The 25,739-nt window shown below is 64.8% G+C and carries 22 protein-coding genes; 11 read left to right on the forward strand and 11 right to left on the reverse strand.

Going from position 1 to position 25,739, the window contains the following annotated elements; translation table 11 throughout:
- Positions 1-40 precede the first annotated feature (40 nt).
- On the forward strand, positions 41-2,224 hold the full coding sequence (gene uvrB, locus ACIBJI_RS26420; RefSeq protein ID WP_364352466.1) for an excinuclease ABC subunit UvrB: 2,184 nt from the start codon (positions 41-43) through the stop codon (positions 2,222-2,224).
- 38 nt (positions 2,225-2,262) lie between these two features.
- Here uvrB and ACIBJI_RS26425 read toward each other — a convergent pair whose 3' ends face one another.
- The gene (locus tag ACIBJI_RS26425; RefSeq protein WP_364352463.1) at positions 2,263-2,742 is read right to left on the reverse strand and encodes a VOC family protein; all 480 of its coding nucleotides are present in this window, start codon (positions 2,740-2,742) and stop codon (positions 2,263-2,265) included.
- A 53-nt stretch (positions 2,743-2,795) separates the two neighbouring features.
- Here ACIBJI_RS26425 and ACIBJI_RS26430 point away from each other — a divergent pair, with 53 nt between their 5' ends.
- From ACIBJI_RS26430 to ACIBJI_RS26440, 3 genes are all read left to right on the forward strand, one after another.
- Entirely contained in the window at positions 2,796-3,677 is an 882-nt protein-coding gene (locus ACIBJI_RS26430) for a DUF6597 domain-containing transcriptional factor (RefSeq protein WP_397086305.1), read from the forward strand.
- A gap of 78 nt (positions 3,678-3,755) precedes the next feature.
- Complete coding sequence (locus ACIBJI_RS26435; protein WP_364352457.1) at positions 3,756-4,172, forward strand: DoxX family protein; 417 nt, start codon at positions 3,756-3,758, stop codon at positions 4,170-4,172.
- 548 nt (positions 4,173-4,720) lie between these two features.
- Positions 4,721-5,173, forward strand: coding sequence for a universal stress protein (locus ACIBJI_RS26440; protein ID WP_364352454.1), 453 nt, complete (start codon positions 4,721-4,723; stop codon positions 5,171-5,173).
- A gap of 60 nt (positions 5,174-5,233) precedes the next feature.
- Here ACIBJI_RS26440 and ACIBJI_RS26445 read toward each other — a convergent pair whose 3' ends face one another.
- The 3 genes from ACIBJI_RS26445 to ACIBJI_RS26455 form a co-directional block, all read right to left on the reverse strand.
- Positions 5,234-7,615: a HelD family protein gene (locus ACIBJI_RS26445; protein WP_397086308.1), complete on the reverse strand. Its 2,382-nt coding sequence runs from the start codon at positions 7,613-7,615 to the stop codon at positions 5,234-5,236.
- Between the two features lie 84 nt (positions 7,616-7,699).
- Complete coding sequence (locus ACIBJI_RS26450) at positions 7,700-8,038, reverse strand: antibiotic biosynthesis monooxygenase (protein ID WP_364352451.1); 339 nt, start codon at positions 8,036-8,038, stop codon at positions 7,700-7,702.
- Positions 8,039-8,048: 10 nt separating this feature from the next.
- Positions 8,049-9,392 carry a diguanylate cyclase domain-containing protein gene (locus ACIBJI_RS26455; protein WP_397086310.1) on the reverse strand — a complete coding sequence of 448 codons (1,344 nt, stop codon included), beginning with the start codon at positions 9,390-9,392 and terminating at the stop codon, positions 8,049-8,051.
- Positions 9,393-9,607: 215 nt separating this feature from the next.
- On the opposite strand from ACIBJI_RS26455, the gene ACIBJI_RS26460 reads away from it, so the two are divergent.
- Positions 9,608-10,798 carry a beta-ketoacyl synthase N-terminal-like domain-containing protein gene (locus ACIBJI_RS26460; RefSeq protein WP_364352445.1) on the forward strand — a complete coding sequence of 397 codons (1,191 nt, stop codon included), beginning with the start codon at positions 9,608-9,610 and terminating at the stop codon, positions 10,796-10,798.
- Positions 10,799-10,812: 14 nt separating this feature from the next.
- On the opposite strand, the gene ACIBJI_RS26465 is transcribed toward ACIBJI_RS26460, so the two are convergent.
- On the reverse strand, positions 10,813-12,552 hold the full coding sequence (locus ACIBJI_RS26465) for a GAF domain-containing sensor histidine kinase (protein ID WP_396959760.1): 1,740 nt from the start codon (positions 12,550-12,552) through the stop codon (positions 10,813-10,815).
- A 138-nt stretch (positions 12,553-12,690) separates the two neighbouring features.
- Between ACIBJI_RS26465 and ACIBJI_RS26470 the strand changes: the two genes are divergently transcribed.
- Positions 12,691-13,479 (forward strand): sigma 54 modulation/S30EA ribosomal C-terminal domain-containing protein, encoded by a 789-nt coding sequence (locus ACIBJI_RS26470; RefSeq protein ID WP_397086312.1) that lies wholly within the window; start codon positions 12,691-12,693, stop codon positions 13,477-13,479.
- Here the strand turns inward: ACIBJI_RS26470 and ACIBJI_RS26475 are convergent.
- The gene (locus ACIBJI_RS26475; RefSeq protein WP_364352436.1) at positions 13,476-14,108 is read right to left on the reverse strand and encodes a response regulator transcription factor; all 633 of its coding nucleotides are present in this window, start codon (positions 14,106-14,108) and stop codon (positions 13,476-13,478) included. The genes ACIBJI_RS26470 and ACIBJI_RS26475 overlap by 4 nt on opposite strands.
- A 605-nt stretch (positions 14,109-14,713) precedes the next feature.
- Here ACIBJI_RS26475 and ACIBJI_RS26480 point away from each other — a divergent pair.
- The 3 genes from ACIBJI_RS26480 to uvrA all read left to right on the forward strand — a co-directional run bounded on the left by ACIBJI_RS26480 (position 14,714) and on the right by uvrA (position 20,134).
- Positions 14,714-14,890 carry a hypothetical protein gene (locus tag ACIBJI_RS26480; protein WP_397086314.1) on the forward strand — a complete coding sequence of 59 codons (177 nt, stop codon included), beginning with the start codon at positions 14,714-14,716 and terminating at the stop codon, positions 14,888-14,890.
- Positions 14,887-16,983: a glycogen debranching N-terminal domain-containing protein gene (locus ACIBJI_RS26485; protein WP_364352430.1), complete on the forward strand. Its 2,097-nt coding sequence runs from the start codon at positions 14,887-14,889 to the stop codon at positions 16,981-16,983. The genes ACIBJI_RS26480 and ACIBJI_RS26485 overlap by 4 nt, the downstream gene beginning before the upstream one ends.
- A 115-nt stretch (positions 16,984-17,098) precedes the next feature.
- Positions 17,099-20,134: an excinuclease ABC subunit UvrA gene (gene uvrA / locus ACIBJI_RS26490; RefSeq protein WP_364352427.1), complete on the forward strand. Its 3,036-nt coding sequence runs from the start codon at positions 17,099-17,101 to the stop codon at positions 20,132-20,134.
- A gap of 71 nt (positions 20,135-20,205) precedes the next feature.
- On the opposite strand, the gene ACIBJI_RS26495 is transcribed toward uvrA, so the two are convergent.
- Positions 20,206-20,403, reverse strand: coding sequence for a hypothetical protein (locus ACIBJI_RS26495; protein ID WP_364352424.1), 198 nt, complete (start codon positions 20,401-20,403; stop codon positions 20,206-20,208).
- Between the two features lie 174 nt (positions 20,404-20,577).
- On the opposite strand from ACIBJI_RS26495, the gene ACIBJI_RS26500 reads away from it, so the two are divergent.
- Positions 20,578-21,141, forward strand: coding sequence for a dihydrofolate reductase family protein (locus ACIBJI_RS26500; protein WP_364352421.1), 564 nt, complete (start codon positions 20,578-20,580; stop codon positions 21,139-21,141).
- A gap of 7 nt (positions 21,142-21,148) precedes the next feature.
- Here the strand turns inward: ACIBJI_RS26500 and ACIBJI_RS26505 are convergent, their stop codons facing one another.
- From ACIBJI_RS26505 to ACIBJI_RS26520, 4 genes are all read right to left on the reverse strand, one after another.
- The gene (locus ACIBJI_RS26505; protein WP_397086316.1) at positions 21,149-21,862 is read right to left on the reverse strand and encodes an alpha/beta fold hydrolase; all 714 of its coding nucleotides are present in this window, start codon (positions 21,860-21,862) and stop codon (positions 21,149-21,151) included.
- A gap of 89 nt (positions 21,863-21,951) precedes the next feature.
- On the reverse strand, positions 21,952-23,637 hold the full coding sequence (locus ACIBJI_RS26510; protein WP_397086318.1) for an FAD-dependent monooxygenase: 1,686 nt from the start codon (positions 23,635-23,637) through the stop codon (positions 21,952-21,954).
- Between the two features lie 45 nt (positions 23,638-23,682).
- Positions 23,683-24,303, reverse strand: coding sequence for a TetR/AcrR family transcriptional regulator (locus ACIBJI_RS26515; protein ID WP_396959751.1), 621 nt, complete (start codon positions 24,301-24,303; stop codon positions 23,683-23,685).
- Between the two features lie 68 nt (positions 24,304-24,371).
- Positions 24,372-24,716: a DUF1844 domain-containing protein gene (locus ACIBJI_RS26520; RefSeq protein ID WP_364352409.1), complete on the reverse strand. Its 345-nt coding sequence runs from the start codon at positions 24,714-24,716 to the stop codon at positions 24,372-24,374.
- 335 nt (positions 24,717-25,051) lie between these two features.
- Between ACIBJI_RS26520 and infC the strand changes: the two genes are divergently transcribed.
- Positions 25,052-25,738, forward strand: a complete 687-nt coding sequence (gene infC, locus ACIBJI_RS26525; protein WP_364352521.1) for a translation initiation factor IF-3 — start codon at positions 25,052-25,054, stop codon at positions 25,736-25,738.
- The last annotated feature ends 1 nt before the right edge of the window (position 25,739 follow it).

Raw genomic sequence — 25,739 nt, forward strand, 5'->3', positions numbered from 1 at the left:
GGCCGCGAATCTGTCGGTGGCTGGGCTTAGGCTGGTCACCATGGCATTCGCAACCGAAATCCCGGCGGAAGGCTACGAGGACCGGGGCACCCCGCTGGCACATTCGGAGTTCCGGCCGGTCGGGGAGATCGAGCGGGCCGGTGGGCAGTTCCAGGTCGTCAGCGAACACCAGCCGGCCGGCGATCAGCCCGCGGCCATCGCCGAACTGGAGCGCCGCGTCAAGGCGGGCGAGCGTGACGTTGTGCTGCTCGGTGCGACCGGCACCGGTAAATCGGCCACCACCGCGTGGCTGATCGAGCGGCTGCAGCGGCCGACGCTGGTGATGGCGCCGAATAAGACACTCGCCGCTCAGCTGGCCAATGAGCTGCGAGAGATGTTGCCCAACAATGCCGTCGAGTACTTCGTCTCGTACTACGACTACTACCAACCCGAGGCCTATATCGCGCAGACCGATACCTATATCGAGAAGGACAGCTCGATCAACGACGATGTCGAGCGGTTGCGGCATTCGGCCACCTCGAGTCTGCTCTCACGGCGCGATGTGGTGGTGGTCGCGTCGGTGTCGTGCATCTATGGTCTCGGTACGCCGCAGTCGTATCTGGATCGGTCGGTGCAGCTGGATGTCGGCACCGAAATAGATCGCGACGCACTCCTGCGGCTGCTGGTCGACGTGCAGTACACCCGCAATGACATGTCCTTCACCCGCGGTTCGTTCCGGGTGCGCGGTGACACCGTCGAGATCATCCCGTCCTACGAGGAACTCGCGGTGCGCATCGAATTCTTCGGCGATGAGATCGAGGCGCTGTACTACCTGCATCCGCTCACCGGCGATGTGGTGCGGCAGGTCGATACTGTCCGGATCTTCCCGGCCACGCACTATGTCGCCGGGCCGGAGCGGATGGAGCGCGCGGTCCGCGAGATCGAAGCCGAACTCGAGCAGCGGCTGGCCGAACTGGAGCGCCAGGGCAAGCTATTGGAAGCCCAGCGGCTGCGGATGCGCACGCAGTACGACTTGGAGATGATCCGGCAGGTCGGGTTCTGCTCGGGTATCGAGAACTACTCGCGCCATATCGATGGGCGTCCGGCGGGTTCCGCACCCGCCACGTTGCTGGATTACTTCCCGGAGGATTTCCTGCTCGTCATCGACGAGTCGCACAACACCGTCCCGCAGATCGGCGGCATGTACGAGGGCGATATGTCGCGCAAGCGGAACCTGGTCGAGTACGGGTTCCGGTTGCCGTCGGCCATCGACAACCGACCACTCACCTGGGAGGAGTTCGCCGATCGAATCGGGCAGACGGTGTATCTCTCGGCCACCCCGGGGCCGTACGAACTCGGTCAGGCGGGCGGCGAGGTCGTCGAGCAGGTCATCCGGCCGACCGGGCTGGTCGACCCGAAGGTCGTGGTCAAGCCGACCAAGGGGCAGATCGACGATCTGATTCATGAAATCCGACAGCGCACCGAGCGCGACGAACGGGTGCTGGTCACCACGCTCACGAAGAAGATGTCCGAGGATCTGACCGACTACCTGCTCGGACTCGGCGTCCGGGTGCGATATCTGCACTCGGAAATCGATACGCTGCGCCGGGTCGAGCTGCTGCGGCAGTTGCGGCTCGGTGAGTACGACGTTCTTGTCGGCATCAACTTGCTCCGCGAGGGCCTCGACCTGCCCGAGGTATCGCTGGTCGCGATCCTGGACGCGGATAAGGAGGGCTTTCTGCGCAGCACGACCGCACTCATCCAGACCATCGGCCGTGCCGCCCGCAACGTGTCCGGTGAGGTGCACATGTATGCCGATAAGGTCACCGCGTCGATGCAGTTCGCCATCGACGAGACCGAACGCCGCCGGGCCAAGCAGGTCGCCTACAACGAGTCGATGGGCCTCGACCCACAGCCGCTGCGCAAGAAGATCGCCGACATCCTGGATCAGGTGTATCAGGAGGCCGACGACAGCGAGGTGGCCGTCGGCGGCTCCGGCCGCAATGCCAGCCGTGGCCGGCGTGCCCAGGGCGAGCCGGGGCGGGCGGTCAGCGCAGGTGTGTACGAGGGCCGCGACGTCAAGTCCATGCCGCGGGCGGAGTTGGCCGATCTGGTCAAGGAACTCACCGCGCAGATGATGAATGCGGCCCGCGAGCTGCAATTCGAATTGGCCGGTCGGCTGCGGGACGAAATCGCGGATCTGAAGAAGGAACTGCGCGGAATGGATGCCGCGGGGTTGAGTTGAGCGGCGGCGTCTTTCGACGCCGCCGGGCTCGGCATGGCTCAGCTCTGGGTGGCCAGCCATTCGTTGACGCGGCGCTCGGCCTCTTCGCGCGAAACATCCTCGACCTTGGTCAGCACCGCCCAGCGGTGGCCGAAGGGGTCGAGGACAACGCCGAAACGGTCACCGGTGACGAAGGTCTGTGGCTCCTCCGCACTGCGGGCGCCGTTCTCGATGGCCCGCTTGATGACCGCATCGACATCGGGGCAGTAGTGCACGATCGAGGTGTGCACCCATTCGCCATTGGGAGCCAGGACGTTGTTGTCCGGAATGGGCATGCCCAGTTGCAGGGTCGAGTCGCCGATCTTCAGTTCGGCGTGTGCGGGCTGGCCGTCGGGGAGATCGTTGCGGCTGATCACCTCCGCCTCGAAGACGTTGGTATAGAACTCGATTGCCTTGTTGCCGTCGGGGACGGCCAGGAAGCAGGTGATGGAGTGGTAGCCGTCGGCGATGGGGTTCACGGTATTCGCTGTTTCGCTCATGCCGATAAGCCTCGTCGAGGGCGGCGAAATGGTCTTGTAAGAAAGCGACAGCCGTGACCACAGCATCCGACGGGCCGGTTCCGGTGCCCACGCCCGATAACGTGAAGGGCATTCTGCATCCTGACGAGCAGGCCAGACATCGCTCGCTGGCGCGGCTGTCGGCCGGACCGGAGGTCGGGCGGTTCGTCGAGTGGTATTGGTCGGTGCGCTGGGATCTGACCGGTCGGCCGCCGTACTACGCCGAAGTGCTGCCGTTCCCGTGCGTGAACGTCACCTTCGAACGCAGTGAGACTCGCACCGGCGGTTTCGTCAACGGCGTCTGCACGACGAAGTTCGTCCGGGAGCTCAGCGGGGTCGGCGAAACCTTCGGCGCGCGCTTTCGCGCCGGCGGATTCGGCGCGTTCACCGGATTGGATGTCGGCGCATTCCGGGACACCGCCGTGCCGCTGACGGACGCGCTGCCCGAGGCCGCCGGTCTGGCCGAACGCGTATTGGCCGAATCCTCGGATATCAAGCGCCGCAGCATAATCGAGGATTTTCTGATCGGCCGAAAGTTCGCGGCGGATCCCAACTATCGATTGGTGCTGCGCATCGTCGCCGCCATGGAACACGACCTGGAACTTACCCGGGTCGATCAGGTCACCGATCGGTTCGATATCCCTATCCGCACATTGCAGCGGATGTTCCGGCGCTATGTCGGTGCCGGACCGAAATGGGTGTTGCGCCGATACCGGCTCCAGGACGGCGCCGATCTACTCGCACGCGGACGCATCGAAGATCTGGCCGCACTGGCCACCGAGTTGGGTTATTTCGATCAAGCACATTTCTCGCGTGAGTTCACCGCGGAAGTCGGAATGGCTCCACTGGAGTACGCCAAGAATTCGCTACGCTCCCGTAACGAGGTGACTTCGAAGGTCGTTCCGACGAGAATGTAGTTTGCAGGACCGCTCGCTTCGTCCCATTCGAGCACGAATCGGAATCGGCCCTTCACATCGGCGAGTGAGGAGTTGGTGATGGATATATTGGTGTTGATAGGGCGAGTGCTTTTCGTGGTGTTGTTCTTCAGTTCCGCGTTCGGGCATTTCACGCAGACCGACGCGATGACCGAATATGCGCAGAGTCGTGGCCTGCCGCAGCCGAGGGTGGCGGTGCTGGCCGCTGGGGTCGTGCTCGCGGTCGGAGGCCTCAGCGTATTGCTCGGCGTATGGGCCGACCTCGGGGCACTGTTGCTGGTGGTCATGCTGGTGCCGACGGCATTCCTGATGCACCAGTTCTGGAAGGAGACCGATCCGCAGGCCAAGCAGGGCGAGATGATCCATTTCAACAAGGATCTCGCACTCGCCGGCGCCTCGCTCATGTTGTTCGCCTTCTTCGCACATGTCGACGAACTCGGATTGACCATCACCGGACCGCTTTTCACCGGCCTGTAGACGCGACCGGAATTGTGCCGCAGCTGTCGATATTGTGAGCCGTATAGGCGCGGCCGACTTTTGGCGTCGACGGAGCGCCAGCGGGCAACTGCGGAACCGGGCGGATGGCGTCGGCCCGGCCGGGAACGTTCTTACCGGTCGCGGTCGAGCCGACGTTGCCGTCGTATAGCGGCCGAGGTCGGGTAAATGTGATGAATATCCCAGGGGGGCAAGAACGTTCGGGCCGGTTGTGATGGGTCACAAGTCGTGGACCTGGAAATTAGATCCGCCCAGGTCGCAAAGGTCTCGGGGCATTCGTCGGATGAACCCGAGTCGGTAAAGCCGGAACTCCCGCAGTGTGATGTGTTGCGATTTCTGCTATTTCCGGCCGATTTGCCGCTATGGTCGACCCCAGTCGCCGCGCGGGTGCCACGACTCCATGTGGCACCGGCGCAGGCACCCGACACCACATAGTTGGAGGAGAAAGCCGTGAGGGAGCGAAGCGAGCGAACCATGGGCGCAGCGCCACGGACGGTCATGCCGGAGCCGAGTGCTAGCGAGGTGGAGGCATGAGCGCCTACCGGACAATTGTCGTCGGTACCGATGGCTCGGACTCGTCGTACGTCGCCGTTGAGAAGGCCGCCTCGCTGGCCGCGGCCGCGGGTGCGACCCTGGTCGTGGCCTGCGCGTACTACCCGACCGACGATCGCGATGTGGCCGCCGCCGCCGACGTGCTCAAGGACGAGGCCTACCAGGTGCGCGGCTCCGCGCCCACCAACGAGATCCTGCGCACCGCCCGCGACCGCGCGACCGCCGAGGGCGCCAAGGAGATTGTCGAGCGTGGGATCGTGGGCGAGCCTGTCGAATCGCTGCTCGCGCTTGTCAAGGAGGTCGAGGCCGATCTGCTGGTCGTCGGTAACCGCGGCCTGAACACCCTGGCCGGCCGGTTGCTGGGTTCGGTGCCCTCGGATGTGGCGCGCAAGTCCCGCTCGGATGTGCTGATCGTGCACACCGTCAGGTAAGCAGCAGAGCCGAAACGACAGCCGCACATTCCTCGGAATGTGCGGCTGTCGTCGCTCTCGTCAATCCAGCGCGCTGAGCACCGATGGCAGGTCGCCGGTGTGCACAACACCGAGCCGCTGCGTCGCTCGGGTCAATGCCACATACAGGTCGTTCATCCCACGCGGCGATTCGTCGAGGATGACCCGGGGTTCCACAAGATAGACCGCGTCGAATTCCAGGCCCTTGACCTCCTGCACCGTCAGCACCCGGACGGATTCCCCCGCCAACTCGGCGAAGTCCGCGACCATCTCATGCGGTGTGATGACGGCCGTGGTACCCGGGCCGGTCTCCGCGGCTACCAATTCTGTTACCGCACTGCGCAATTCGCTCGCATCTACAGCATGGGCGCGCGGGGGCACACCTGTCTCCCGCACCGACCGCGGCACCGCCGCGTCCGGATCGATCTCGGCGAGCACATCGGCCGCGACCGCCATGATCTCCGCCGGGGTCCGGTAGTTCACGGTCAACTCGGTGAGCTTCCATCGTTGTGCCACATAGGGTTCCAGCATCTGCTGCCAGGACGACGCGCCTGCCGGATCGCCGGTCTGCGCGACATCGCCGACCACCGTGACCCATCGGTTCGGTATGCGGCGCATCACCATTCGCCAGGCCATCTCCGAAAGTTCTTGCGCCTCATCGACGATCACATGGCCGTAGGTCCAATTGCGGTCGCCCGCCGCGCGTTCCGCGGTGGTCTGCCGGTTGCGCACATCCTGACGTTCGGCCAGCTGGCTGGCGTCGATCAGGTCGTAGGCCATCAGGATCTCCGGATCGAGGTCGTCCTCGAGATCCTGTGGCGCCGAACCGGTCAGGATGTCGAGTGCGTCCTGTGCCTCGGCCAATTGCGCCCGCCAGCGGCGGCGGGCGCGTTCGCGTTCCTCGGTGTCGTCGATGCCGAGCAGTTCGGCGAGTTCGTCGAGCAGCGGTGCGTCCGCTGCGCTGAATTCGCCGTTGTCCGAGCGCGCCAGTTCGGCTCGGTCGGCCGGATCCAAACTGCTCGCGGCGCGGTCGAGTCGCTTCGGATCGGCAAGCAGGTCCGCGAGCACTTCCTGCGGCGACAGGATCGGCCAAAGCTTGCCGATGGCCGCCTGGATCTCCGGATCGGCGCGCATTTCATCCCGGATCTCGGCGAGATCGGTTCGGCTGAGCAGACTTTCCTTACCCGCCCCGTCGGCTGCGCCTCCTGCCATCCCGCGGTGGCCGCCGGACAGATCCGCGCCCATGGTCTGGGCGAGTTGTTCGGTGAGTGCGTCGATGACCAAAGAGGCGAAGATCGGTCGGGCCAGATTGTGTGGGCGCCGCGAGGAGCGGGCCCGGCCGCGCGCCCTGGTGGCGATCTTGCGGTCGAGTGTGACCGGGTAGCCATCGAAGGCCAGGCGGATCGGCGCGGCAGGCACCTCTTGACGGTCGCGCACCGCCTGCTTGAGCACCTCCAACATGGCCAGCGAGCCCTTGACCTCACCGGCGCGCAGCGAATCCTCGCGGGTGGCCTTCACTCCCGGATACAGATCCCCGATGGTGGACAGCAGCACGCCGGTCTCACCGAGCGATGGCAGCACCTGGCCGATGTAATCGAGGAAGGTGGCGTTCGGGCCGATGATCAGCACACCGCTCTTGGCCAACTGCTGACGATAGGTATAGAGGAGGTAAGCCGCGCGGTGCAATGCGACGGCGGTCTTGCCGGTTCCCGGACCACCCTGGACCACCAGCACGCTCTTGTGCTCGGAGCGAATGATCGCGTCCTGCTCGCTCTGGATGGTCTCGACGATGTCGTTCATATGGCCGGTGCGCGCGGCGTTGAGCGCCGAGAGCAATGCGCTCTCGCTGCCGACTCCGCCGTCGTCATCGGTCACACCCGCGGTCCGGGCCGCGTCGAGGTCCAGGTATTCGTCGTTGATGGCCGTGACCCGCCGATTGCGGGACCGGATATGTCGGCGCCGGATCACCCCGTCCGGTGTGGCGGTCGTCGCGAGATAGAACGGACGGGCCAGCGGCGCGCGCCAATCCAGTAGCAGCGTCTCGTAGTCGTCCTTCTCGTCGAGGATGCCGAGCCTGCCGATATAGCGGTATTCGTCTTCCTGGCCGCTAGCGACTGCTTGCAGGTCGCTCGAAACGGCACTGCCGTCGAGGTCGATGCGGCCGAAACACAGGCCGTGTTCGGCGGCATCGTATTTGGCCAGATCCTCGGAGTAGAGCTGACTGAAGGATTCGCGTTCGGTGCGGGCCTGCGGGGTGCCACCGGTTTCCAGCAGCACGGTGCGCAGCCGTTTCGTGGCGTATTCGCGCATATCGTCGAGTCGTTCATAGAGCACGGACAGGTAGGCCTGCTCCTGGTCGATCTCGCGGTTCCGCTCGGGGATGCCGTCGTGCGCGGCACGATCCTGAGTGAGGCGGTCGGGCAAACTGAACTCCTTGTCACCGCGATGAGCCGGTGCACACGCAGGTCACGGTGCACACGAACGCCATTGAAAACAGAGTTTTCGAGTCTACTGCTCGTTCGGCGGGCTCGCTGTAACCGCAGGTAGCGGGTCCGTGGCCAGGACCGGCGTGAAATGTTGGACTATGGGGAACGGTTCGTAGAAGTGGTGCAGTAGTCGCTTCCAGCGTTGATAACCGGCGGACCCGCGGAAGCCATCGACATGGTCGCTCAGCTGTTCCCATCCCACCAGCAGCAAATATGTGTCGGGCGCCTCGACGCATCGTGACACCGATAGCGACCGGAAGCCCGGCATACTCTCGATGATCGGCCTGGCCTCGGCGAATGCGGCTTCGAAGGCCGCCGCTTCGGCGGGGCGGACGGGCAACAGCGCGTGTTCGATGATCATCGGAAAACCCCTAGGAAGCGTGCGTGTTATTCGGTCTGCGGCCCAGGCTGGTGGCTTCCCGGTGACCGGTCGGTTTGGCGCGGTACATCGCCAGATCGGCGTCGTGCAGCACCGCCTCGGGTGTGCGGTTGTCGCCCGCTGCGAGTTCGGTCACGCCGATCGAGGCGTTCACTTCGATCCGGTGCCCGCGCGCGATGATCGGCTCGGCCGTGGTCGAGCGCAGCCGCAGTATCAGCGAGTCGAGATCCACGCGCCGGGGCCGCCCGGCCAGCAGCACCAGGAATTCGTCGCCGCCGAGCCGACCGACCAGATCGGTGCCGCGCAGTGCGCGCTGCAACCGCTGGGCCACGATCTGCAGCACGGTATCGCCGATCGCATGGCCGAGGGTGTCGTTGATCGCTTTGAAGCCGTCCAGGTCGATGAACAGCACGGTGGACACCGGCAGATCTTCGCTGGCGGCCAGCGCATTGGCGAGCTGGGACAGGATCAGCGAGCGATTGGGCAGTCCGGTCAGCGAGTCGTGGGTGGCCTGGAACTCCAATTGCCTTCGACTGGCGCGGAATTCGGTGATATCGGCGAAGGAGGACACCGCGGGTGAATCCGGATCGCCCGGATTGAGCAGCCGCGAACTGCCGGAGAGCCAGCGGCGCTGGCCGTCGTGACGGTCGACGCCGAAGATGTATCCGGTGATCGTTTCGCCGGTCGCCAGGGTCCGCGCGACCGGATGCCGACTCGGCGGTAGCGGCTGCGCATTGGCGTCGAGCAGGATGAGCGGCAGTTCGTCGATGGTGGCGCCGATGAGATCACCGGTGCGTTCGTCGGTGCCGAAGATCCGCACGGCCGCGGGATTGGCCGATTCGATGCGGCCGTTCCGGTCGATCACCACCACGCCCTCCTCCAACTGCGAGACGACCGTGGTGAAATGCTGTTCGGCCCGGCGCTGCGCGGCCTCGGCGGTGCGTTGGGCGGTGAGATCGTGGATGACCACCTGATAGGCGAGATGGTCGTGCCATGCGGTGAGCACCGAAACAGTCTCGACCGGGACGATCTCGCCGTCGACCCGGATCAGCTCCATTTCGGTGGGAGCCGACGCCGCGCCCGCAGTGGTCAGCTGGCTGATGCGGTCCACCATGCCGGGCACCGAGTCGGGATGGACGAATCGGGTCAGTGGCTGGCCGATCACGTGATCGGTACTTTCGGCGGCCAGCATGCGCGCGGTGGCTTGATTGGCGTAGACGACGGTGCCACGCTCATGCACGACGATCCCGTCCGGGGTGTGCTCGACCAGGGACCGGTAGCGCTGAGCCAGTTGCTCGGCGTCGACCCCGGCGTCGACTGCCTTGTCCTGATCCACTCGAACCCCCGATCGTCGACCCACTCATGGCCATTGGAACATGGGATTATTCTGGTCTCGACGTGTACAAGATGACATCGTCGACGCTATTGCTTCGCTCACAGTCCGGGCACTCCATCGGCCGCTATCTGGTGATCTTTACAGAACCCGGACCTGTGAACATTTCTCGAGCCGAACCTCGCTTCGGCCCCGGGAACCGGTGAAGGAGCGATGCCATGTCGGGTACCAACCCGGACAATGAAAAGCACCATCAAGATCATATGACGATCGCCGGGATAGGTGCGGTCAGCGGCTACGGCTGGGGTCGGGAGACGCTCTGGCAGGGATTGCTCAGCGGGAAATCCGCAGCCTCGCTACAACCAGGCTACGGCGTCGGCCGCGATCAGCACGCCTGGGTTTCGCTGATTCCCGATGGCGGCGATCCCATGGTGAGCACCAGCATTTACGGACGCGCCGTGCAGGAGGCGGGTCGCGAGGCGATCGCCGACGCATCCGCGCGCGGGTGGCGCCCTGGCCGCACCGTCGGCTTGCTGCACGCCATCGTGCTCGGCGACGTCGCCAATTGGCGCGACTTCTATCTGGTCGATGACGGTCACCGGCGCTCCCGCGACTACCTGCGACTATTGCCCTCCACACCGATGTCGGTGCTACAGCAGGAATTCGGCTTCCACGGTCCGTCGATGAATGTCTCGGCGGCGTGCAGTTCGGCCAATGTCGCGCTGATCACCGCCAAACTCTGGCTGGACTGCGGTATCGCCGACGACGTGATCTGTGTCGCCACCGATATGTCGGCGACCCCTGAGATGGTCGAGCACTTCGTCCGGCTCGGCGCCGCGGTCAGCGATGCCGAACCGCTGGCCGCCTGCCGCCCCTTCCAGGAGGGCAGCCGCGGCTTCTCTATGGGTGAGGCGTCGGTCGCCTTCGTCCTCACCCGCTCGGTCGAGCGGCCCTATGTCACCGTGCTCGGCGGCGGTATGACCAATGACGCCTATCATGTGGTTTCGGTCGACCCGGGGCATACCCAGATCTTCAACTGTGCGCGCCACGCGCTCATCGACGCCGCTATCGCGCCTGCGGATGTGCGGTATTTCAACGCACACGGCACCGGCACCCGGCAGTGCGATGTGGCCGAGCGAGATCTTCTTCGGCGGATGTTCGACGACCGCCCGCACGTCTATTCGGTCAAGCCGCTTGTCGGGCATTGCCAGGGCGCTGCGGCCGGTGTCGAGGTGGCCGCCGCGGCACTGGCCTACGACCGCGGCATCGTGCCCGCCGCACCGATCGTCGCACCCGCCTACGAGCGACTATTGGACGGCCCGACGCCCTTCGAGGGCGGACTCACGGTCAAGCTGTCGCTAGGCATGGGCGGCAACAATTCGATGGTCGTGCTCGGTCCCGTCGACTGAGCCCATGAGCCCACTTACGGAAGCGGCACCGACCAGGACAACTTCGTGCCCGGCATGCCCTCGGTTTCATGCATACCCGCCACCGCGGGTCCGATGGCGAACTGCCCGTCGGACTTCTCCGCCCGCTGCTCCAGATTCCGCAATCCGCTGCGGATCACATGATTCGGGATGCCCCAACCGTCGTCGGTGACCACGATGGTCAGATCATCGGCCACACTGATCTCCACCGAGACGGTCGCCGCGCCGGAATGCCGCACCGCATTGCTCACTGCCTCGCGCACCACCGCCTCTGCGTGATCGGCCAATTCCGCCTCCAGCACCGACAGCGGCCCGGTCACCTGCACGGTGGCCCGCAGTGGCGAATCGGTGGTCTGCTGGCGCACCGCATCCTCGATTCGCTGCTGCAATTCGATACTGCCGCCATTGCCGCCGTGCAGATCGAAGATGGAGGTGCGGATTTCCTGCACCACCTCCTGCAGATCATTGATTACCGTCGAAAGGTGTTGGCGCACTTCGGGAACCTCGGCGCGCGGAACCGCGCTCTGCAAGGTGAGCCCGATGGCGAACAGCCGCTGGATCACATGGTCGTGCAGGTCGCGGGCGATGCGGTCGCGGTCGGCGAGGATATCGAGTTCGCGCATCCTGCGCTGGGTTTCGGCCAGCTGCATGGCCAGTGCGGCCTGGTCGGTGAAGGCGTTGGTCAGCTCGACGAGTTCGTCGGTATAGGGCGGTGCGCCGATGGGACGCACGGTGACCAGCGCGCCGAGGGTGGTGTCGGGTGTGCACAGCGGCAGGATCAGTGCGGGTCCGACCTCGTGCAGTGGTACGCCGAGGTCGATCAGGGCGGCGTCGTCGAAACGCAGCGGTGTGCGGCGGGTGAAGGCCTCACCGAGCGCGGTGCCGTCTGCGTCGACGATCAGTCCGTCGAATCCGCTGCCCGGACCGGACCATTGGGTAATGACGAGCTCGGAGACCGCGGCGAGTTCGAGTTGCGGTATCGAGGTGCTGGCCAGGAACGATTGATGTGAGCCGGTCAGGGTGCGCGCGTGGTCGACGACATGGGCGAGCACCAGATCGGGTTCGGTGCCCGCGAGGAATTCGGTGGCGATATCGCGGGTGGCCTCGATCCAGGCCTGTCTGGTGCGGGCCGATTCGTAGAGTCTGGCGTTGTCGACCGCGATACCGGCCGCGGCCGCTAGTGCCTGGACGAGCACATCGTCGTCCTCGGTGAACGGCTGACCATTGGCCTTCTCGGTCAGGTAGAGACTGCCGAAGATCTCGTCGCGGATGCGCACCGGGACGCCGAGGAAGGTGTGCATCTGCGGGTGGTGTTCCGGAAATCCTACGGACGCAGGGTGTTTCGAGAGTTCGTCGAGGCGCAGTGGTTTGGGTTGGGTGAACACCTCGCCGAGTACGCCGTGTCCGGCGGGCAGTCGCCCGATGCGCTCCCGGATGGTTTCGTCCATGCCCTCGTCGAGGAACTGGGTGACCTGCTGTTCGTGCCCGCGCACCGCCAGCGCGCCGTAGCGGGCGTCGACCAGGCTGGTGGCGGTATGGACAATCGCGCGCAGCGTTTCATCGAGGTCGAGGCCGGAGGTGACGGTCAGCATCGCCTCGACCAAGCCGTCCATCCGGTCGCGTGAATCGATGATCAGCTCGACGCGTTCCTCGACCTCCGACAGCAGCTCCCGGAGCCGAAGTTGCGACAGTGTGTCGCGCACCGAATAGAGGCCGTTGCCCAGCTCTTCGGTCATGACGGCATCCTGTTCTGGCAGGCGCGTAACAGCGCCTACGCCAGTCTAGTTGGTCAATCGAGGACTTTCGGCCCTGTTCGCGGTGGCGTAGCGGTGATGGCATGGTCGCACACCGGGAATAGAAAGTAGGGATGTCCTATGAATTCGCCGTTGCGTTCCTCGGAGCTGTGGGCCACTGCCGCCGACCCCGAACTGGCAGTGACCACCCGGGGTGCGGTGCCGCCCGCGGATGTGACCAGGGCGGTGCGGGGGATCGGCCGCGTATTGCGCCGACACCACCTCGACGCAGCGGCGCGGGTGCGGGTGACCGCGCCGGTGGATTCGGACGAACCCACGTTGGTACAGGCCAACATACGCGTACACGACACCCCCACCCGGGTGCAGGTCACCGGTCCACGCGGCTTCGCGGTGACCTTCGCGGTGGAACGGCTGGACCGGCAGATCGCCCGGCTGGCGACCAAACAGTCACGCGAGTGGCCCGATCCGGCGCGTCCGCCCCTGGCCAGGGTCACCGAGCCGCGCCCGATCGTGCGGAGGAAGCGCTGCGCGTTACTGACCGGTACGCCCGCCGAGGCGACGGCGGTAATGGATGCGATGGATTACGACTCCTACCTGTTCGTCGATGTCGAAACCGGTGAGGATGCTCTGGTGAGCTGGGCGGATCCGTTCGGCATCCGACTGACCAGGCAGCGCACGACACAGCCGCCGCAGGCTCCGGCGCAGCGGCCGCTGACGGTGAATTCCTTACCCCTGATCATGGATTCGGAGTCGGCGCCGACCCTGATCGAGGAGGCGGCGGTAACCCGGCTGTGCCGCAAGGGACTGCCGCTGCTGTTCTTCACCGATGCCGACAGCGGCCGTGGCCGCCTGCTGTACCGCCGCTACGATGGGGATCTCACCATCGTCGTTCCGGTTGAAATCCGCTAGCTCTGACGCAATTTGGAGGCCAGCACCGCGGCCTGGGTGCGCCGTTCCATTCCGAGTTTGGCCAGCAACCGGGAGACGTAATTCTTGACGGTCTTCTCGGCCAAAAACATTCGCGCGGCGATTTGTCGATTGGTCAATCCCTCGCCGAGCAGTGCGAGCAGTCGTCGTTCCTGCTCGGTGAGGCCGGCCAGCGGTCCGTCTTTTTCGGTGCTGGAACGTAGCCGGGCCTTGAGTGCGGCCGCCGCACGGTTATCCAGTAGCGAACGTCCGGCGCCGACCTGTTTGATCGCCTCGGCCAATTCCATGCCCTTGATGTTCTTGACGACATAGCCGCTCGCGCCCGCCAGTATCGCGTCCAACATGGCGTGTTCATCGGTGTAGGACGTCAGGATGAGGCAATGCAAATCGTCGATTTCGGCGAGCAGGTCGCGGCACAGTTCGATGCCGTTCCCGTCAGGAAGTCGGACGTCCAGTACGGCGACATCGGGCCGTAGCGCGCGAATGCCGGCCACGGCGTCGGCGACGTCGCCGGCCTGGCCGATCACGGTGAGTTCCGGATCGCTTTCCAGCAGGTCGACGAGACCGCGTCGGACTATCTCGTGGTCGTCGACGAGGAACACTGTGATCACGCGACCTCCTTTGCGGTGCAGGGGATCTCGTGCGGCCCCCGGCGTTTCGGTCCTACCCGACAAGGTAGCCCTCGGCGGGCCGCATCGGTATGTCGGAATCGAAAATTTCGAGTAATGCCGACTCGAAATTTGCCGACTAACGCTATCGAAACGCCGGGAAAAACCGACCGCCGAAGCCGTTGTGCAAAGCAGGCTGCCGGGTATGCTGAGGCCGAAGTCATTCATAGAGGTCTTTGGCAGCGTGGCCTTGGAGGGCCCCATGCATAGGTATCTCGGACAATGACATATTCGGCGAGACTCGATTTCGGTAATATTTTCGGTCCGCCGCAGAGCTGTCCCGACTGTGGATCGCATGCTATCGCGACCTTTGTCGACCACCGGGATACTCTGTTCCGTTGCCGCGAATGCGGCATGCAATGGCGTTTCGCGCACGGTCGCGCCATTCGGGAGGCCCCCGCGATCGAGTCGGAACCGGGACCCGAAGAAGAGTCGATGTGTCAATGAAGATCGGGCTGATCGTGCCGCCGTGAGTGCCCGTACCGCGCGGATCGGGGAGGCCGAGCTGATGCATGTAGCCGGTCCGGCTGGCGCGCCGAAAGCTGGTGATGATCACCGAGATCCGCGAACCGGAGCAGTGTCGCTACTACACTGAGCGGGTGCGTCCACTGATGGGACCCGACGACCCCGAACCGCGCGAGGAGCCATTGGAGCCTCGGGTAGATGCCGATGCGCTGACCGGTGAGCGGACGAGCCGGGCCATGCAGCCCACGCCGGTCGCTTGACGAGCCCTTGGGGCGAGGGCGCCGATACCGGGGCGCCACGCGCCGTCGCCGGGGTGACTTTGGTCGAGGGCTCGACCTTCTGTATCAGCGAGGACGGCGGTGTCATCAGCCCGAATCGGGCCGAGGGACTGTTCGTGCGCGATACCAGGGTGCTGTCGCGGTGGCGGCTGACCGTCGATGGGTTGGCGCCGCAACCGCTCGCCGTCCAGCACACCGAGCCCTACAGCGCGACGCTGCTGGCCAGGACGCCGCCGCGGCCCGGACGTGCCGACAGCACCGCTCTGGTGACCGTCGCGCGGTATGTCGGCGACGGAATGCGCGAGGACGTGACCGTGCGCAATCTCTCCGGTGCGGCGATCAAATGTGCGGTCGCGCTGGAGCTCGATGCCGATTTCGCCGATCTGTTCGAGGTGAAGGAGGGGCGGATCGGCGACAGCGTGGTGGTCACCAAGAGTAAGTCGACGGCGGGCACAGTCGAGATCAGCCGGACCGATCTGCCGCTGGCGGTGACGGTGACCGCCGCGGGGGCGACCGCAGTCGATCGCGAATTGCGGTGGCAGGTCGATCTGCCCGGGCGCGGCGAATGGTCGGTGTGCATCCAGTACCAGGCGACGCTCGGATCGGCGGTTACGCCGCGGCATCAGTGTGGGAATCCGATTTCGTACAGTGCGCCAGCACTGCGGATGCGCGAATGGTACGAGAATTCGCCGTCGGTGCATACCGACGATCAGACCCTCGCCGCGGTACTGCGGCGCGCCGTCGTCGATCTCGGCGCTCTGCGCATCTTCGATCCCGGTCATCCGGAGCGGGCGGTGGTCGCCGCGGGTGCGCCGTGGTTCATGGCACTGTTCGGGCGCGACTCGCTACTCACCTCATGGATGGTGTTGCCGCTGGACCGGCGGCTGGCCGTCGGCACGCTGCAGAGTCTGGCGGGTCTGCAGGGCACCGAGGTGCGTGCCGTGACCGAGGAGGAGCCGGGGAAGATACCGCATGAGGTGCGGTTCGGGCGGGCGGCGACGACGCTGCTCGGCGGGGACACCGTGTATTACGGAACCGCCGATGCCACACCGCTGTTCGTGATGTTGCTCGGCGAGTTGCACCGGTGGGGACTGGATGCCGAGACCAGGGACGAACTGCTGCCGCATGCGGATCGGGCGCTGGAGTGGATCGAGCGGTTCGGTGACGCGGACGGTGACGGATTCGTCGAGTACCAGCGCGCGGCCGATCACGGCCTGGCGAATCAGGGATGGAAGGACTCCTGGGACGGGGTGAATTTCGCCGACGGCAGGCTGCCCGAGGCGCCGATCGCGCTGGCCGAAGTGCAGGGATATGTGTACGCGGCGTATCTGGCGCGGGCCGAGCTCGCGACCGATGTGGGCGATCACCGGACCGCTGATCGGTTCCGCGTCAAGGCAGCCGCATTGAAGAACGCGTTCAACAAGGCGTTCTGGTTGCCAGAGCACGGTTGGTACGCGATCGGTCTGGATGGGGACAAGCGGCCGATCGACGCGCTGACCTCGAATATCGGGCACTGTCTGTGGACCGGGATCATCGATGCGGACAAGGCGCGCTCGGTCGCGGATCACCTACTGTCGCCGGAGATGTTCAGCGGATGGGGGATCCGCACCTTGGCCACCAACATGGGTGCGTACAACCCGGTCAGCTATCACAACGGATCGGTGTGGCCGCACGACAACGCGATCTGTGCCGCCGGACTGATGCGCTACGGCTTCACCGAACACGCCAACCAGGTTATCGATGGGGTGCTCGACGCGTCGACCCGCTTCGGCTATCGACTGCCCGAGCTGTTCAGCGGTTTCGACCGCGCGGAATTCGACGCGCCGGTGCCGTATCCGACCTCGTGCTCACCGCAGGCGTGGGCGTCGGCGGCGCCGCTGCTCTTCATGCGGAGTATGTTGCGGTTGGAGCCGGGCAGCGGGTCGGCCTCGGTCGCGCCCGCGGTGCCGGATCGGTACCTGCCGCTGCGGGTGAGCGGGGTGCGGGTGGGGTCGGATGTGCTCACCGTCACCGTGGACAATGGGGGTTGGCAGCTCAGCGGATTGGCTGGAAAGCTGCGTCGATCCGACTCCTGACCTGGGCCGATGACCTGGGAACCCGGCGCGCGACGAAACTTGTCGGTGGGTCGTCCTAGCATGGCGCTGGGGATATCACGTCTGTTGGATCGACACGATCGAGAAGGGACACCTGGTGGCGGAACGCCTCACTGTGCGCGGAGCTCGCGAGCACAATCTCAAGAGCATCGACCTCGATCTGCCCCGCGACAGTCTTATCGTGTTCACCGGTCTATCCGGTTCAGGCAAATCCAGCCTCGCCTTCGACACGATCTTCGCCGAGGGGCAGCGTCGCTATGTCGAATCGCTGTCGGCCTACGCGCGCCAGTTCCTCGGGCAAATGGACAAGCCGGACGTCGACTTCATCGAGGGACTTTCGCCTGCCGTTTCGATCGACCAGAAGTCGACCAACCGCAACCCCCGGTCGACGGTCGGCACCATCACCGAGGTCTACGACTACCTGCGTCTGCTGTATGCGCGCGCGGGCACCCCGCACTGCCCGGTCTGCGGTGAACTGATCGCCAAGCAGACTCCGCAGCAGATAGTGGACCAGGTGCTCGCCATGGAGGAGGGCATCAAATTCCAGGTGCTGGCGCCGGTGGTGCGCACTCGCAAGGGCGAATTCGTCGATCTGTTCGACCAGTTGAACTCCCAGGGCTATTCGCGCGTCCGAGTCGACGGCGTGGTGTATCCGCTCACCGATCCGCCGAAGCTGAAGAAGCAGGAGAAGCACGACGTCGAGGTCGTGGTGGACCGCCTGCAGGTGAAGCCGAGTTCCAAACAGCGCCTTACCGATTCGATCGAGACCGCGTTGCGGTTGGCCGACGGCATCGTGGTGCTGGACTTCGTCGACCGCGACGAGCACGCCCATGATCGAGAGCGCCGCTTCTCCGAACGCCTGGCCTGCCCCAATGGTCACCCCCTCGATATCGAGGATCTCGAACCGCGCTCCTTCTCGTTCAACTCGCCCTATGGTGCCTGCCCGGACTGCACCGGTCTCGGCATCCGCAAGGAGGTCGATCCGGATCTGGTGGTGCCCGATCCCGAATTGAGCCTGGCCGCGGGGGCGATCGCACCGTGGTCGCGCGGGCAGACCGCCGAATACTTCACCCGGCTGCTGTCGGGTCTGGCCGAATCCATCGGCTTCTCCATGGATACGCCATGGCAGGAGCTGCCGCTGAAGGCACGCAAGGCGGTGCTCGAGGGCAGTTCCGATCAGGTACACGTCTCCTACACCAACCGGTACGGCCGCAAGCGTTCGTATTACGCCGATTTCGAGGGCGTGATGCCGTTCCTGCAGCGGCGCATGGAGAGCACCGAATCCGAGCAGATGAAGGAGCATTACGACGGGTACATGCGGGATGTGCCGTGCCCGGTGTGCAACGGTGCTCGGCTGCGTCCGGAAATTCTGGCCGTCACCATCGCTTCGAACGGTGTGAAGAAGTCGATCGCCGATGTGAGCGAATTGTCCATCGGTGATTGCTCGGCATTCCTGAATTCCTTGACGCTGGGGGAGCGGGAGACCGCCATCGCCGGGCAGGTGCTCAAGGAAGTGCAGGCGCGGCTCGGGTTCCTGCTGGATGTCGGACTGGAGTATCTGAGTCTGTCGCGGGCCGCGGCGACGCTGTCCGGTGGTGAGGCGCAGCGCATCCGGTTGGCGACCCAGATCGGATCCGGACTCGTCGGAGTGCTGTATGTGCTGGACGAACCGTCGATCGGTCTGCACCAGCGCGACAACCGGCGACTCATCGAAACCCTCACGCGGCTGCGGAATCTCGGCAATACGCTGATCGTGGTCGAACACGACGAGGACACCATTCGGGCCTCGGACTGGGTGGTCGATATCGGTCCACTGGCCGGTGAGCACGGCGGCGAGGTCGTGCACAGCGGTCCATATCAAGAACTGCTTACCGACCCGAAATCGCTGACCGGCGCATACCTTTCCGGCCGCGAGCGCATCGAGGTGCCGATGGTGCGGCGGCCGGTCAGCAAGAAGCGCCAGCTCACTGTGGTCGGTGCCAATGAGCACAACCTGCGCAATATCGACGTCAGCTTCCCACTGGGCGTGCTCACCGCGGTGACCGGTGTTTCCGGCTCCGGTAAGTCCACGCTGGTCAACGACATTCTGGCGACCGTGCTCGCGAATAAGCTGAACGGTGCGCGGCAGGTGCCGGGTCGGCACACCCGGATCAATGGTCTCGATCATCTGGACAAGCTCGTGCAGGTGGACCAGTCGCCGATCGGCCGGACGCCACGCTCGAATCCGGCGACCTATACCGGCGTATTCGACAAGATCCGGACGCTGTTCGCGGCCACCACCGAGGCGAAGGTGCGCGGCTACCAGCCCGGTCGATTCTCGTTCAATGTCAAGGGCGGCCGCTGCGAAGCATGCTCGGGTGACGGCACTTTGAAGATCGAGATGAACTTCCTGCCGGATGTGTATGTGCCGTGCGAGGTGTGCCACGGTGCCCGGTACAACCGGGAGACACTCGAGGTGCACTACAAGGGCAAGACCATTGCCGAGGTACTCGATATGTCGATCGAGGAGGCCGCAGGGTTCTTCGAGCCGGTCACCTCGATCCACCGCTACCTCAAGACGCTGGTCGACGTGGGGCTGGGCTATGTGCGCCTCGGCCAGAGCGCACCGACCCTCTCCGGTGGTGAGGCGCAGCGCGTGAAATTGGCGGCGGAACTGCAGAAGCGCTCCACCGGACGCACCGTCTACATCCTCGACGAGCCGACAACCGGTCTGCATTTCGAGGACATCCGCAAACTGCTGCTCGTCATCAATGGCCTGGTGGACAAGGGCAATACGGTCATCGTCATCGAACACAATCTGGATGTCATCAAGACCTCCGACTGGGTCGTCGATATGGGGCCCGAGGGCGGCTCCGGCGGCGGCACGGTGGTCGCCGAGGGCACTCCGGAAGACGTTGCCGAAGTAGTACCCAGCTACACCGGTCAGTTCTTGAAGGAAGTCCTGGCCCTACCCGCCGCGACCGAGCCCAAGGCTCCCGCCAAAAAGGCGGCGAAGAAGGCCCCGGCCAAAAAGGCCACCACCAAAGCGGCGGCGAACAACTCGTCGACAGCAAAGCCGGCGACGACAAAGATTCCGGCACCCAACCCGACCGCCGCGAAGCGCGCCGCCCGAAAAGCCGCCGCCCTGCGCTGATCTCGCCCGCGCACCCGTTGTCTCGCCCGATATCGGCTACTCGGTGTCGACGCTGAGGCAACGGGTGCGGTTCAGTTCTTGGGTCGACGTGCTGCGCGCTTGTCCTCCAGCCAAGCGACCAGCCAGAAGAGAGCGAAAGCTGCCGCAGTCGCATGCATGAGGATCGACGGGCCCGCGCCTGCCAGGAAACCTATCGCGAGCACGGCGAAGAAACTGCCGAACAGAGCCCAGACGCTCGGACGCTGCCAGGTCGGTGGCATGCCGGTCATAGCGCCGGTGCTTTTGCGGTGGTCATGTTATGGAATCGAACTGACCAGTCGTGTTGTTAATGCGAGCCTGGTTGATGCGTGCGTCTACCGGCGAACTGGTTGCAATCTGCCATCGGAAGACTTATCGTGAGCGCTACCGATTGCAAGATGCAATCAGATCTTCGGAGGTTCCAGATGATCGACATCGAGCCGCAGGTCGCGGGTGGGAAGGTGCTGTGGCACTTCACTATGTCGCTGGACGGATTCGTGGCTGGTCCGCACCATGCGATGGATTGGATGACCGGCTTTTCGTTCCGCCCGGGACTGGTCGCGGAGTACGTCGAGACCACGGGCGCGGTGCTCGCAGGTCGCGATGGCTGGGACGTCATCGATGGCAGTCGCCCCTATGGCGGTGCCTGGGAGGGGCCGATTTTCATCCTCACGCATCATCCCGAGGATGCGACGCCTACCGACGGAGTGACCTTCCTGAACGGTGACCCGGTCGAGGCGGTGCGCGTCGGGCTGGCGGCGGCGGGCGGCAAGAATCTGGAAGTGTTCTCGCCGAGCATCGGCCGTCAGCTGCTCGAACTCGGGTTTATCGACGAGATCGACCTGCACGTCGCACCGATCCTGCTCGGCGAGGGCATTCGGCTGTATGACAATCCGGGCGGTGTGCCGATCCGCCTACGCCATGTCGGTGCGGGCGACCCAACCTCGGTGGTCAACCTCCGGTACCGACCCGCCACCAATCCCGGCTAGGAGACTACTAGCCCGAGCGGTTCGCGACGGTGTGGATCAGTTCGGCGAGTTCCTTGTATCGGGACCACATCGGCCAATGGCCGGTGGGTAGATCGATGTATTCGGCGTCGATCTTGGCCAACTCGGCGAACAGTGGTTCCTGACCCGCGTCACGTAGTTGTTCGACCAGGTCCGCGGTGATGCTGTTGCAGATCACCGTCGTCGGGATGGCAAGGCGCGCCGGGGAATCGCTCAGTCGCAGGGGAGCGGCGGCGACTCCGGCGGGTTCGGAAACGGCACGCTCGCGGAACCGGGCCAGGGACACCTCGTCGAGCCCGGTGAGGCTATTGCCGTCGGCCTCCAACTGATCCCAATCCGGCAGCGCGAGTTCGCGAACGGTCGCATCCAGTGCGGTATTGAGGATGAAGCCATTCGGTAGCGGAGCGGCGTCGACATAAATGCCGCGGCTGAAGCGTTCTGGGGCGATATCGGTGGCGAGATAGGCGGCCGCCGCACCGCCCGAGTGTGCGACGACCACCACCGCTTCATCCGGTGCGATTTCATCGAGGAGGGCCTGCGCCTGCATTTCCAGGGTCGCGCCGAGCCGGTCGTCATCGTCCGGGTCGAGTCCGGGCAGGGTCAGCGCCAACACATCGTCACCCCGGTCGCGCAGATCGGCCGCGACGTCGTCCCATGCCCACGCGCCGAGCCAGAATCCGGGGATCAGAAGTATCCGTGCCATTCAGTGAGCATCGCATGCCGAACCCGGCGGAACGCAAATCCGCAGCAATATGTCTTGGGTCACCGAGATGGCCACGCGCACAAAGCGTTTCATTGTTCACAAGATGAACTACTTCGGGTCGACTGGGATTGCCCCGTGAGATCGACCGGCAACGGCGGCACGGATTGCCCCGCGTCGCTTGCGGCCCACCCGGGTGGCATCTCCGTGATTCCGGGCGGGCCACATCGGCGTGCCCACGAGCTTCGAGCTGGGCCGAACCACCGCGTCAATGCGTTCCGGAGTCGGTCATCTTCGCTACCGACTTCACCTGCCCAGGCCACATATCCGTCCGGTCGGATGAGTAGCGCGTCAGCGGGCGCGTCCGGACAGGTCGCGATCACGGTGTCGACGCGGTCGTTCCAGTCGCCCGCGATATCGGCGAATCCGCTGTTCTCGGTCAATTGGACCAGTACAGCTCGTGCCGAGTGCAGCAGATCGGCGATACGCGTTCGGCCGTCCGAGGTTTCGAGGGTGAGGTCCGGGACCATCCGTCCGGACAGTGGGTGCGGATCGCCGATGTCGTAGCGGATATCGGATCCTGCGAGCAGATGTGCGATATGTCCAGCGCTTTCAGGTGCTTTGAGTAGTTCGCCCATGAACTCGCGCAGCGCGGTGACCTCCGGACCGGGCGCCATCAGTGCGAGCTGGGACAGTGAGTGCATCATTACGCGCTCGCCGACCGGGTATCGCTCGGAGTGATAGGTGTCCAGCAGTCCCACGGGTGCCCAACCGTTCACCTGTGCGGCGAGCTTCCAACCGAGATTGGCCGCGTCCTGCAAACCGAGGTTGAGGCCGGGGCCGCCCATCGCCGAGTGCACGTGGGCGGAATCGCCGAGCAGGAACACATTTCCGTCGCGATAGCGTTCGGCCAGTCGAGTGTTCTGGCCTTCGTTCCGGCGCAAGGCGTGCGGGCCGGATCCAGGCGGTGGCGCGATCGGCAGGTCGACACCGAGCACCCTCCGCAGGCTTGCGCGCAGTTCGTCGAGCGTCATCGGCGTGTCCTCCAGTACCGGATCGCCGTCGAACTCCATGGTCGCGACCAACGGGCGGCCGGGTTCGAGCTCTGCGAAGATGAACATGCCACGTTCGAGTCGGTTATGTCCGAAGGGAAGTCGCCCGAGGCCGGGAATCAGGATGCCGCCGTCTCCGGTTCGCAGTTCCTCCGGCAGGCTCACATGTGCCATCCGGACCAACTTCGATGCGTTTGTGCTGCCGGGGAATTCGATTCCGGTGTGTTTGCGGACGAAGCTCTTGCCGCCGTCAGCCGCGACCAAGTATGTGGTGGTCAGGTCGTACTCGCGGTCGGGGCCCGTCACTGTGACGGTCACGCTCCCGTCCTGCTGGACCAGATCGGTCAGCTCATGGCCCCAACGGATTTCGATACCGAGTTCGCGTGCCCTTTTCTCCAACAGGCGAACCAGTTTCGGCTGGGGGAGCAGCAGCGCGTACATCGGATTGTTCGCAACTTCGGCGAATGACACCGGCATCCCACTGAACATATAGCCGGGCACGGGCTGCGGAGCGCCTGGCGCGCCGCCGAATTCGTGGTATAGGCCCCGCATATCCAGCAGCCGAATCACCTGGCCGACAAGGCCGTTCGCCTTCGGCTCGGCGCTGGGCTCGCTCAGTTTCTCCAGCACGATGGGACGCACGCCGACCAGTGCGAGTTCGCAGGCGAGCATTAGCCCGTTCGGCCCGGCACCGGAAATGACTACGTCGAAAGAGCTTTCGGGCATGACAAATACACCTCTTGTTGCCTTTGAAAGTGAGTGTGCGGTGAGTCAGTCGCCGACGGAAGGCGCGGGAAGTCCCGCGGCTACCTCGTCGATGGCTTGTCGTAGCAGTGTGGTGAGCAATACCGGCGGATCCGCGTACACATAGGTCGCGGTAGCGGCCTGGTAGATCGCGCCGATCGCGCCGACGACGAGACGTGGATACAGATCGCGGGCCGCGTCGGTTCCGGTGCGTGCCGCGATCGCCTCGATCCAGTCGTCGGATACCGCCTTGGACACCGCGGTTCGGGTCTCGGGTGCCTCGAGCAATTCGCGAATGACCGCCAGTTGGCGCGCGGTCGGCGGGTGGTCTCCGGCGCCGTCAGCTTCGAGTGGTTCGAGGACCGCCGAGGTGATCGCGATCCACAGCGGCTCGTCCGCGGGCCGGTTTCGCAGTGCGATCAGACTGCGCTGGATCCGCTCGGTCTGCCGGTAGGCCAGCGCCTCGTGCTTACCGGTGAAGTAGTTGTTGAAGGTCCGGACCGATACGCCCGCGCGGGCGGCTATGTCCTCTCTAGTGATATTGGCCAGTCCGTGTTCGAATGCCAGCTCGAGCGTCGCATTGCTGAGTGCCTTGCGGGTGTCGAGCTTCTTGCGCTCACGAAGGCCGAGGACTTGCTCATCTGGCATGACACCAGAGTACGACGAAAATTGCCCGGCGGGCAATGTTTCCCGCTGGGCAAAATTTCAAGGAGTTACTACGCGTAGACCGGGCCGGTGTACTTCTCGCCCGGACCCTTGCCCGGCTCATCCGGATGTGCCGAGGCCTCGCGGAAGGCGAGTTGCAGCGACTTCAGGCCGTCGCGGTAGGGACCGGCATGCGGGCCGAAGTACTCGATGGACGATGTGACCAGCCCGGCGAGCGCGGTGATCAGACGACGAGCTTCGTCCAGATCGCGGCGTGGACTGTTGTCCGGATCCTCGTCGGCGAGCCCGAGCTTCTCCGCCGCCGCGCTCATCAGCATCATCGCGGCGCGGCTGATGATCTCGACCGCAGGGATCTCGGCCAGCTCGCGGACGTCGGTCGGGTCGGGCTCACTCATACGCACGAGGATGGCATCGTGGTAGTCGGGCGCGGTCGCCGGGGCGGGGCGATTCGGCGATAGCGAGTGGGAATGTTAGACTTTCCGCTGACGACCGCCCCGGGCTTGCTCGGGGCCAATAAGTGGAGCCCGACTCCCACCGTTGCCGACGAGCGATCGTACTGGTTAAACGGTCCGGTCCCCCGTCCTTTCGAGGCGGGTTTCTTGTGCGGGGATCTCTCACGGGATCATCGGACAAGGTCGACGCGAGCTTGCTCGTGGTCGAAGGCCGGTCGACTCGGGCCCCGTGGCGGAATACCGCACCGGGGCTTTTGTGTTGAAAAGGGGTTGCCGTTATTGCGTGCGGTCGTCTGACGACACCGCTTGACCTAGGAGGCCCCATCAGCACTGAGACCCGCATCAACGATCGCATCCGCGTTCCTGAGGTCCGACTCATCGGACCAGGTGGTGAACAGGTTGGGATCGTGCGTGTTGAAGATGCACTACGCGTCGCCCTCGAGGCGGATCTCGACTTGGTCGAGGTCGCGCCGGATGCCCGTCCACCGGTCTGCAAGATCATGGACTACGGCAAGTTCAAATACGAGACGGCGCAGAAGGCGCGCGAGTCTCGCAAGAACCAGGTGCAGACCGTTATCAAGGAGCAGAAGCTCCGTCCCAAGATCGACGACCACGACTACGAGACCAAGAAGCGCAACGTTGTTCGCTTCCTCGAGGCCGGCTCGAAGGTCAAGGTGACGATCATGTTCCGCGGTCGTGAGCAGTCGCGCCCCGAATTGGGCTTCCGGCTGCTGCAGCGTCTGGCCTCCGACGTCGCCGAATTGGGTTTCGTCGAGACCTCCGCCAAGCAGGACGGTCGCAATATGACCATGGTCCTCGCGCCGCATAAGGGTGCGAAGACGCGGGTGAAGGCGCAGGAGGATTCGCGGGCACCGCGTCCCGCCGCCACCGAAGCGCCTGCCGCTCCCGCACCTGCTGCGGGCGCACCGGCCGCCGAACAGGTCGCGCCGGCCGAACCGCAGTAAT

Origin of the sequence: Nocardia sp. NPDC050408 (assembly GCF_044458905.1) — a bacterium.
GTDB lineage: Bacteria > Actinomycetota > Actinomycetes > Mycobacteriales > Mycobacteriaceae > Nocardia.

Bases quoted from the DNA above. Each gene is read 5' to 3' on its own strand.
- uvrB (WP_364352466.1), top strand. From the start codon at position 41: ATGGCATTCGCAACCGAAATCCCGGCGGAAGGCTACGAGGACCGGGGC.
- ACIBJI_RS26425 (WP_364352463.1), bottom strand. From the start codon at position 2,742: ATGAGCGAAACAGCGAATACCGTGAACCCCATCGCCGACGGCTACCAC.
- ACIBJI_RS26435 (WP_364352457.1), top strand. From the start codon at position 3,756: ATGGATATATTGGTGTTGATAGGGCGAGTGCTTTTCGTGGTGTTGTTC.
- ACIBJI_RS26440 (WP_364352454.1), top strand. From the start codon at position 4,721: ATGAGCGCCTACCGGACAATTGTCGTCGGTACCGATGGCTCGGACTCG.
- ACIBJI_RS26450 (WP_364352451.1), bottom strand. From the start codon at position 8,038: ATGATCATCGAACACGCGCTGTTGCCCGTCCGCCCCGCCGAAGCGGCG.
- ACIBJI_RS26460 (WP_364352445.1), top strand. From the start codon at position 9,608: ATGTCGGGTACCAACCCGGACAATGAAAAGCACCATCAAGATCATATG.
- ACIBJI_RS26465 (WP_396959760.1), bottom strand. From the start codon at position 12,552: ATGACCGAAGAGCTGGGCAACGGCCTCTATTCGGTGCGCGACACACTG.
- ACIBJI_RS26470 (WP_397086312.1), top strand. From the start codon at position 12,691: ATGAATTCGCCGTTGCGTTCCTCGGAGCTGTGGGCCACTGCCGCCGAC.
- ACIBJI_RS26480 (WP_397086314.1), top strand. From the start codon at position 14,714: ATGATCACCGAGATCCGCGAACCGGAGCAGTGTCGCTACTACACTGAG.
- ACIBJI_RS26495 (WP_364352424.1), bottom strand. From the start codon at position 20,403: ATGACCGGCATGCCACCGACCTGGCAGCGTCCGAGCGTCTGGGCTCTG.
- ACIBJI_RS26500 (WP_364352421.1), top strand. From the start codon at position 20,578: ATGATCGACATCGAGCCGCAGGTCGCGGGTGGGAAGGTGCTGTGGCAC.
- ACIBJI_RS26505 (WP_397086316.1), bottom strand. From the start codon at position 21,862: ATGGCACGGATACTTCTGATCCCCGGATTCTGGCTCGGCGCGTGGGCA.
- ACIBJI_RS26510 (WP_397086318.1), bottom strand. From the start codon at position 23,637: ATGCCCGAAAGCTCTTTCGACGTAGTCATTTCCGGTGCCGGGCCGAAC.
- ACIBJI_RS26515 (WP_396959751.1), bottom strand. From the start codon at position 24,303: ATGCCAGATGAGCAAGTCCTCGGCCTTCGTGAGCGCAAGAAGCTCGAC.
- ACIBJI_RS26520 (WP_364352409.1), bottom strand. From the start codon at position 24,716: ATGAGTGAGCCCGACCCGACCGACGTCCGCGAGCTGGCCGAGATCCCT.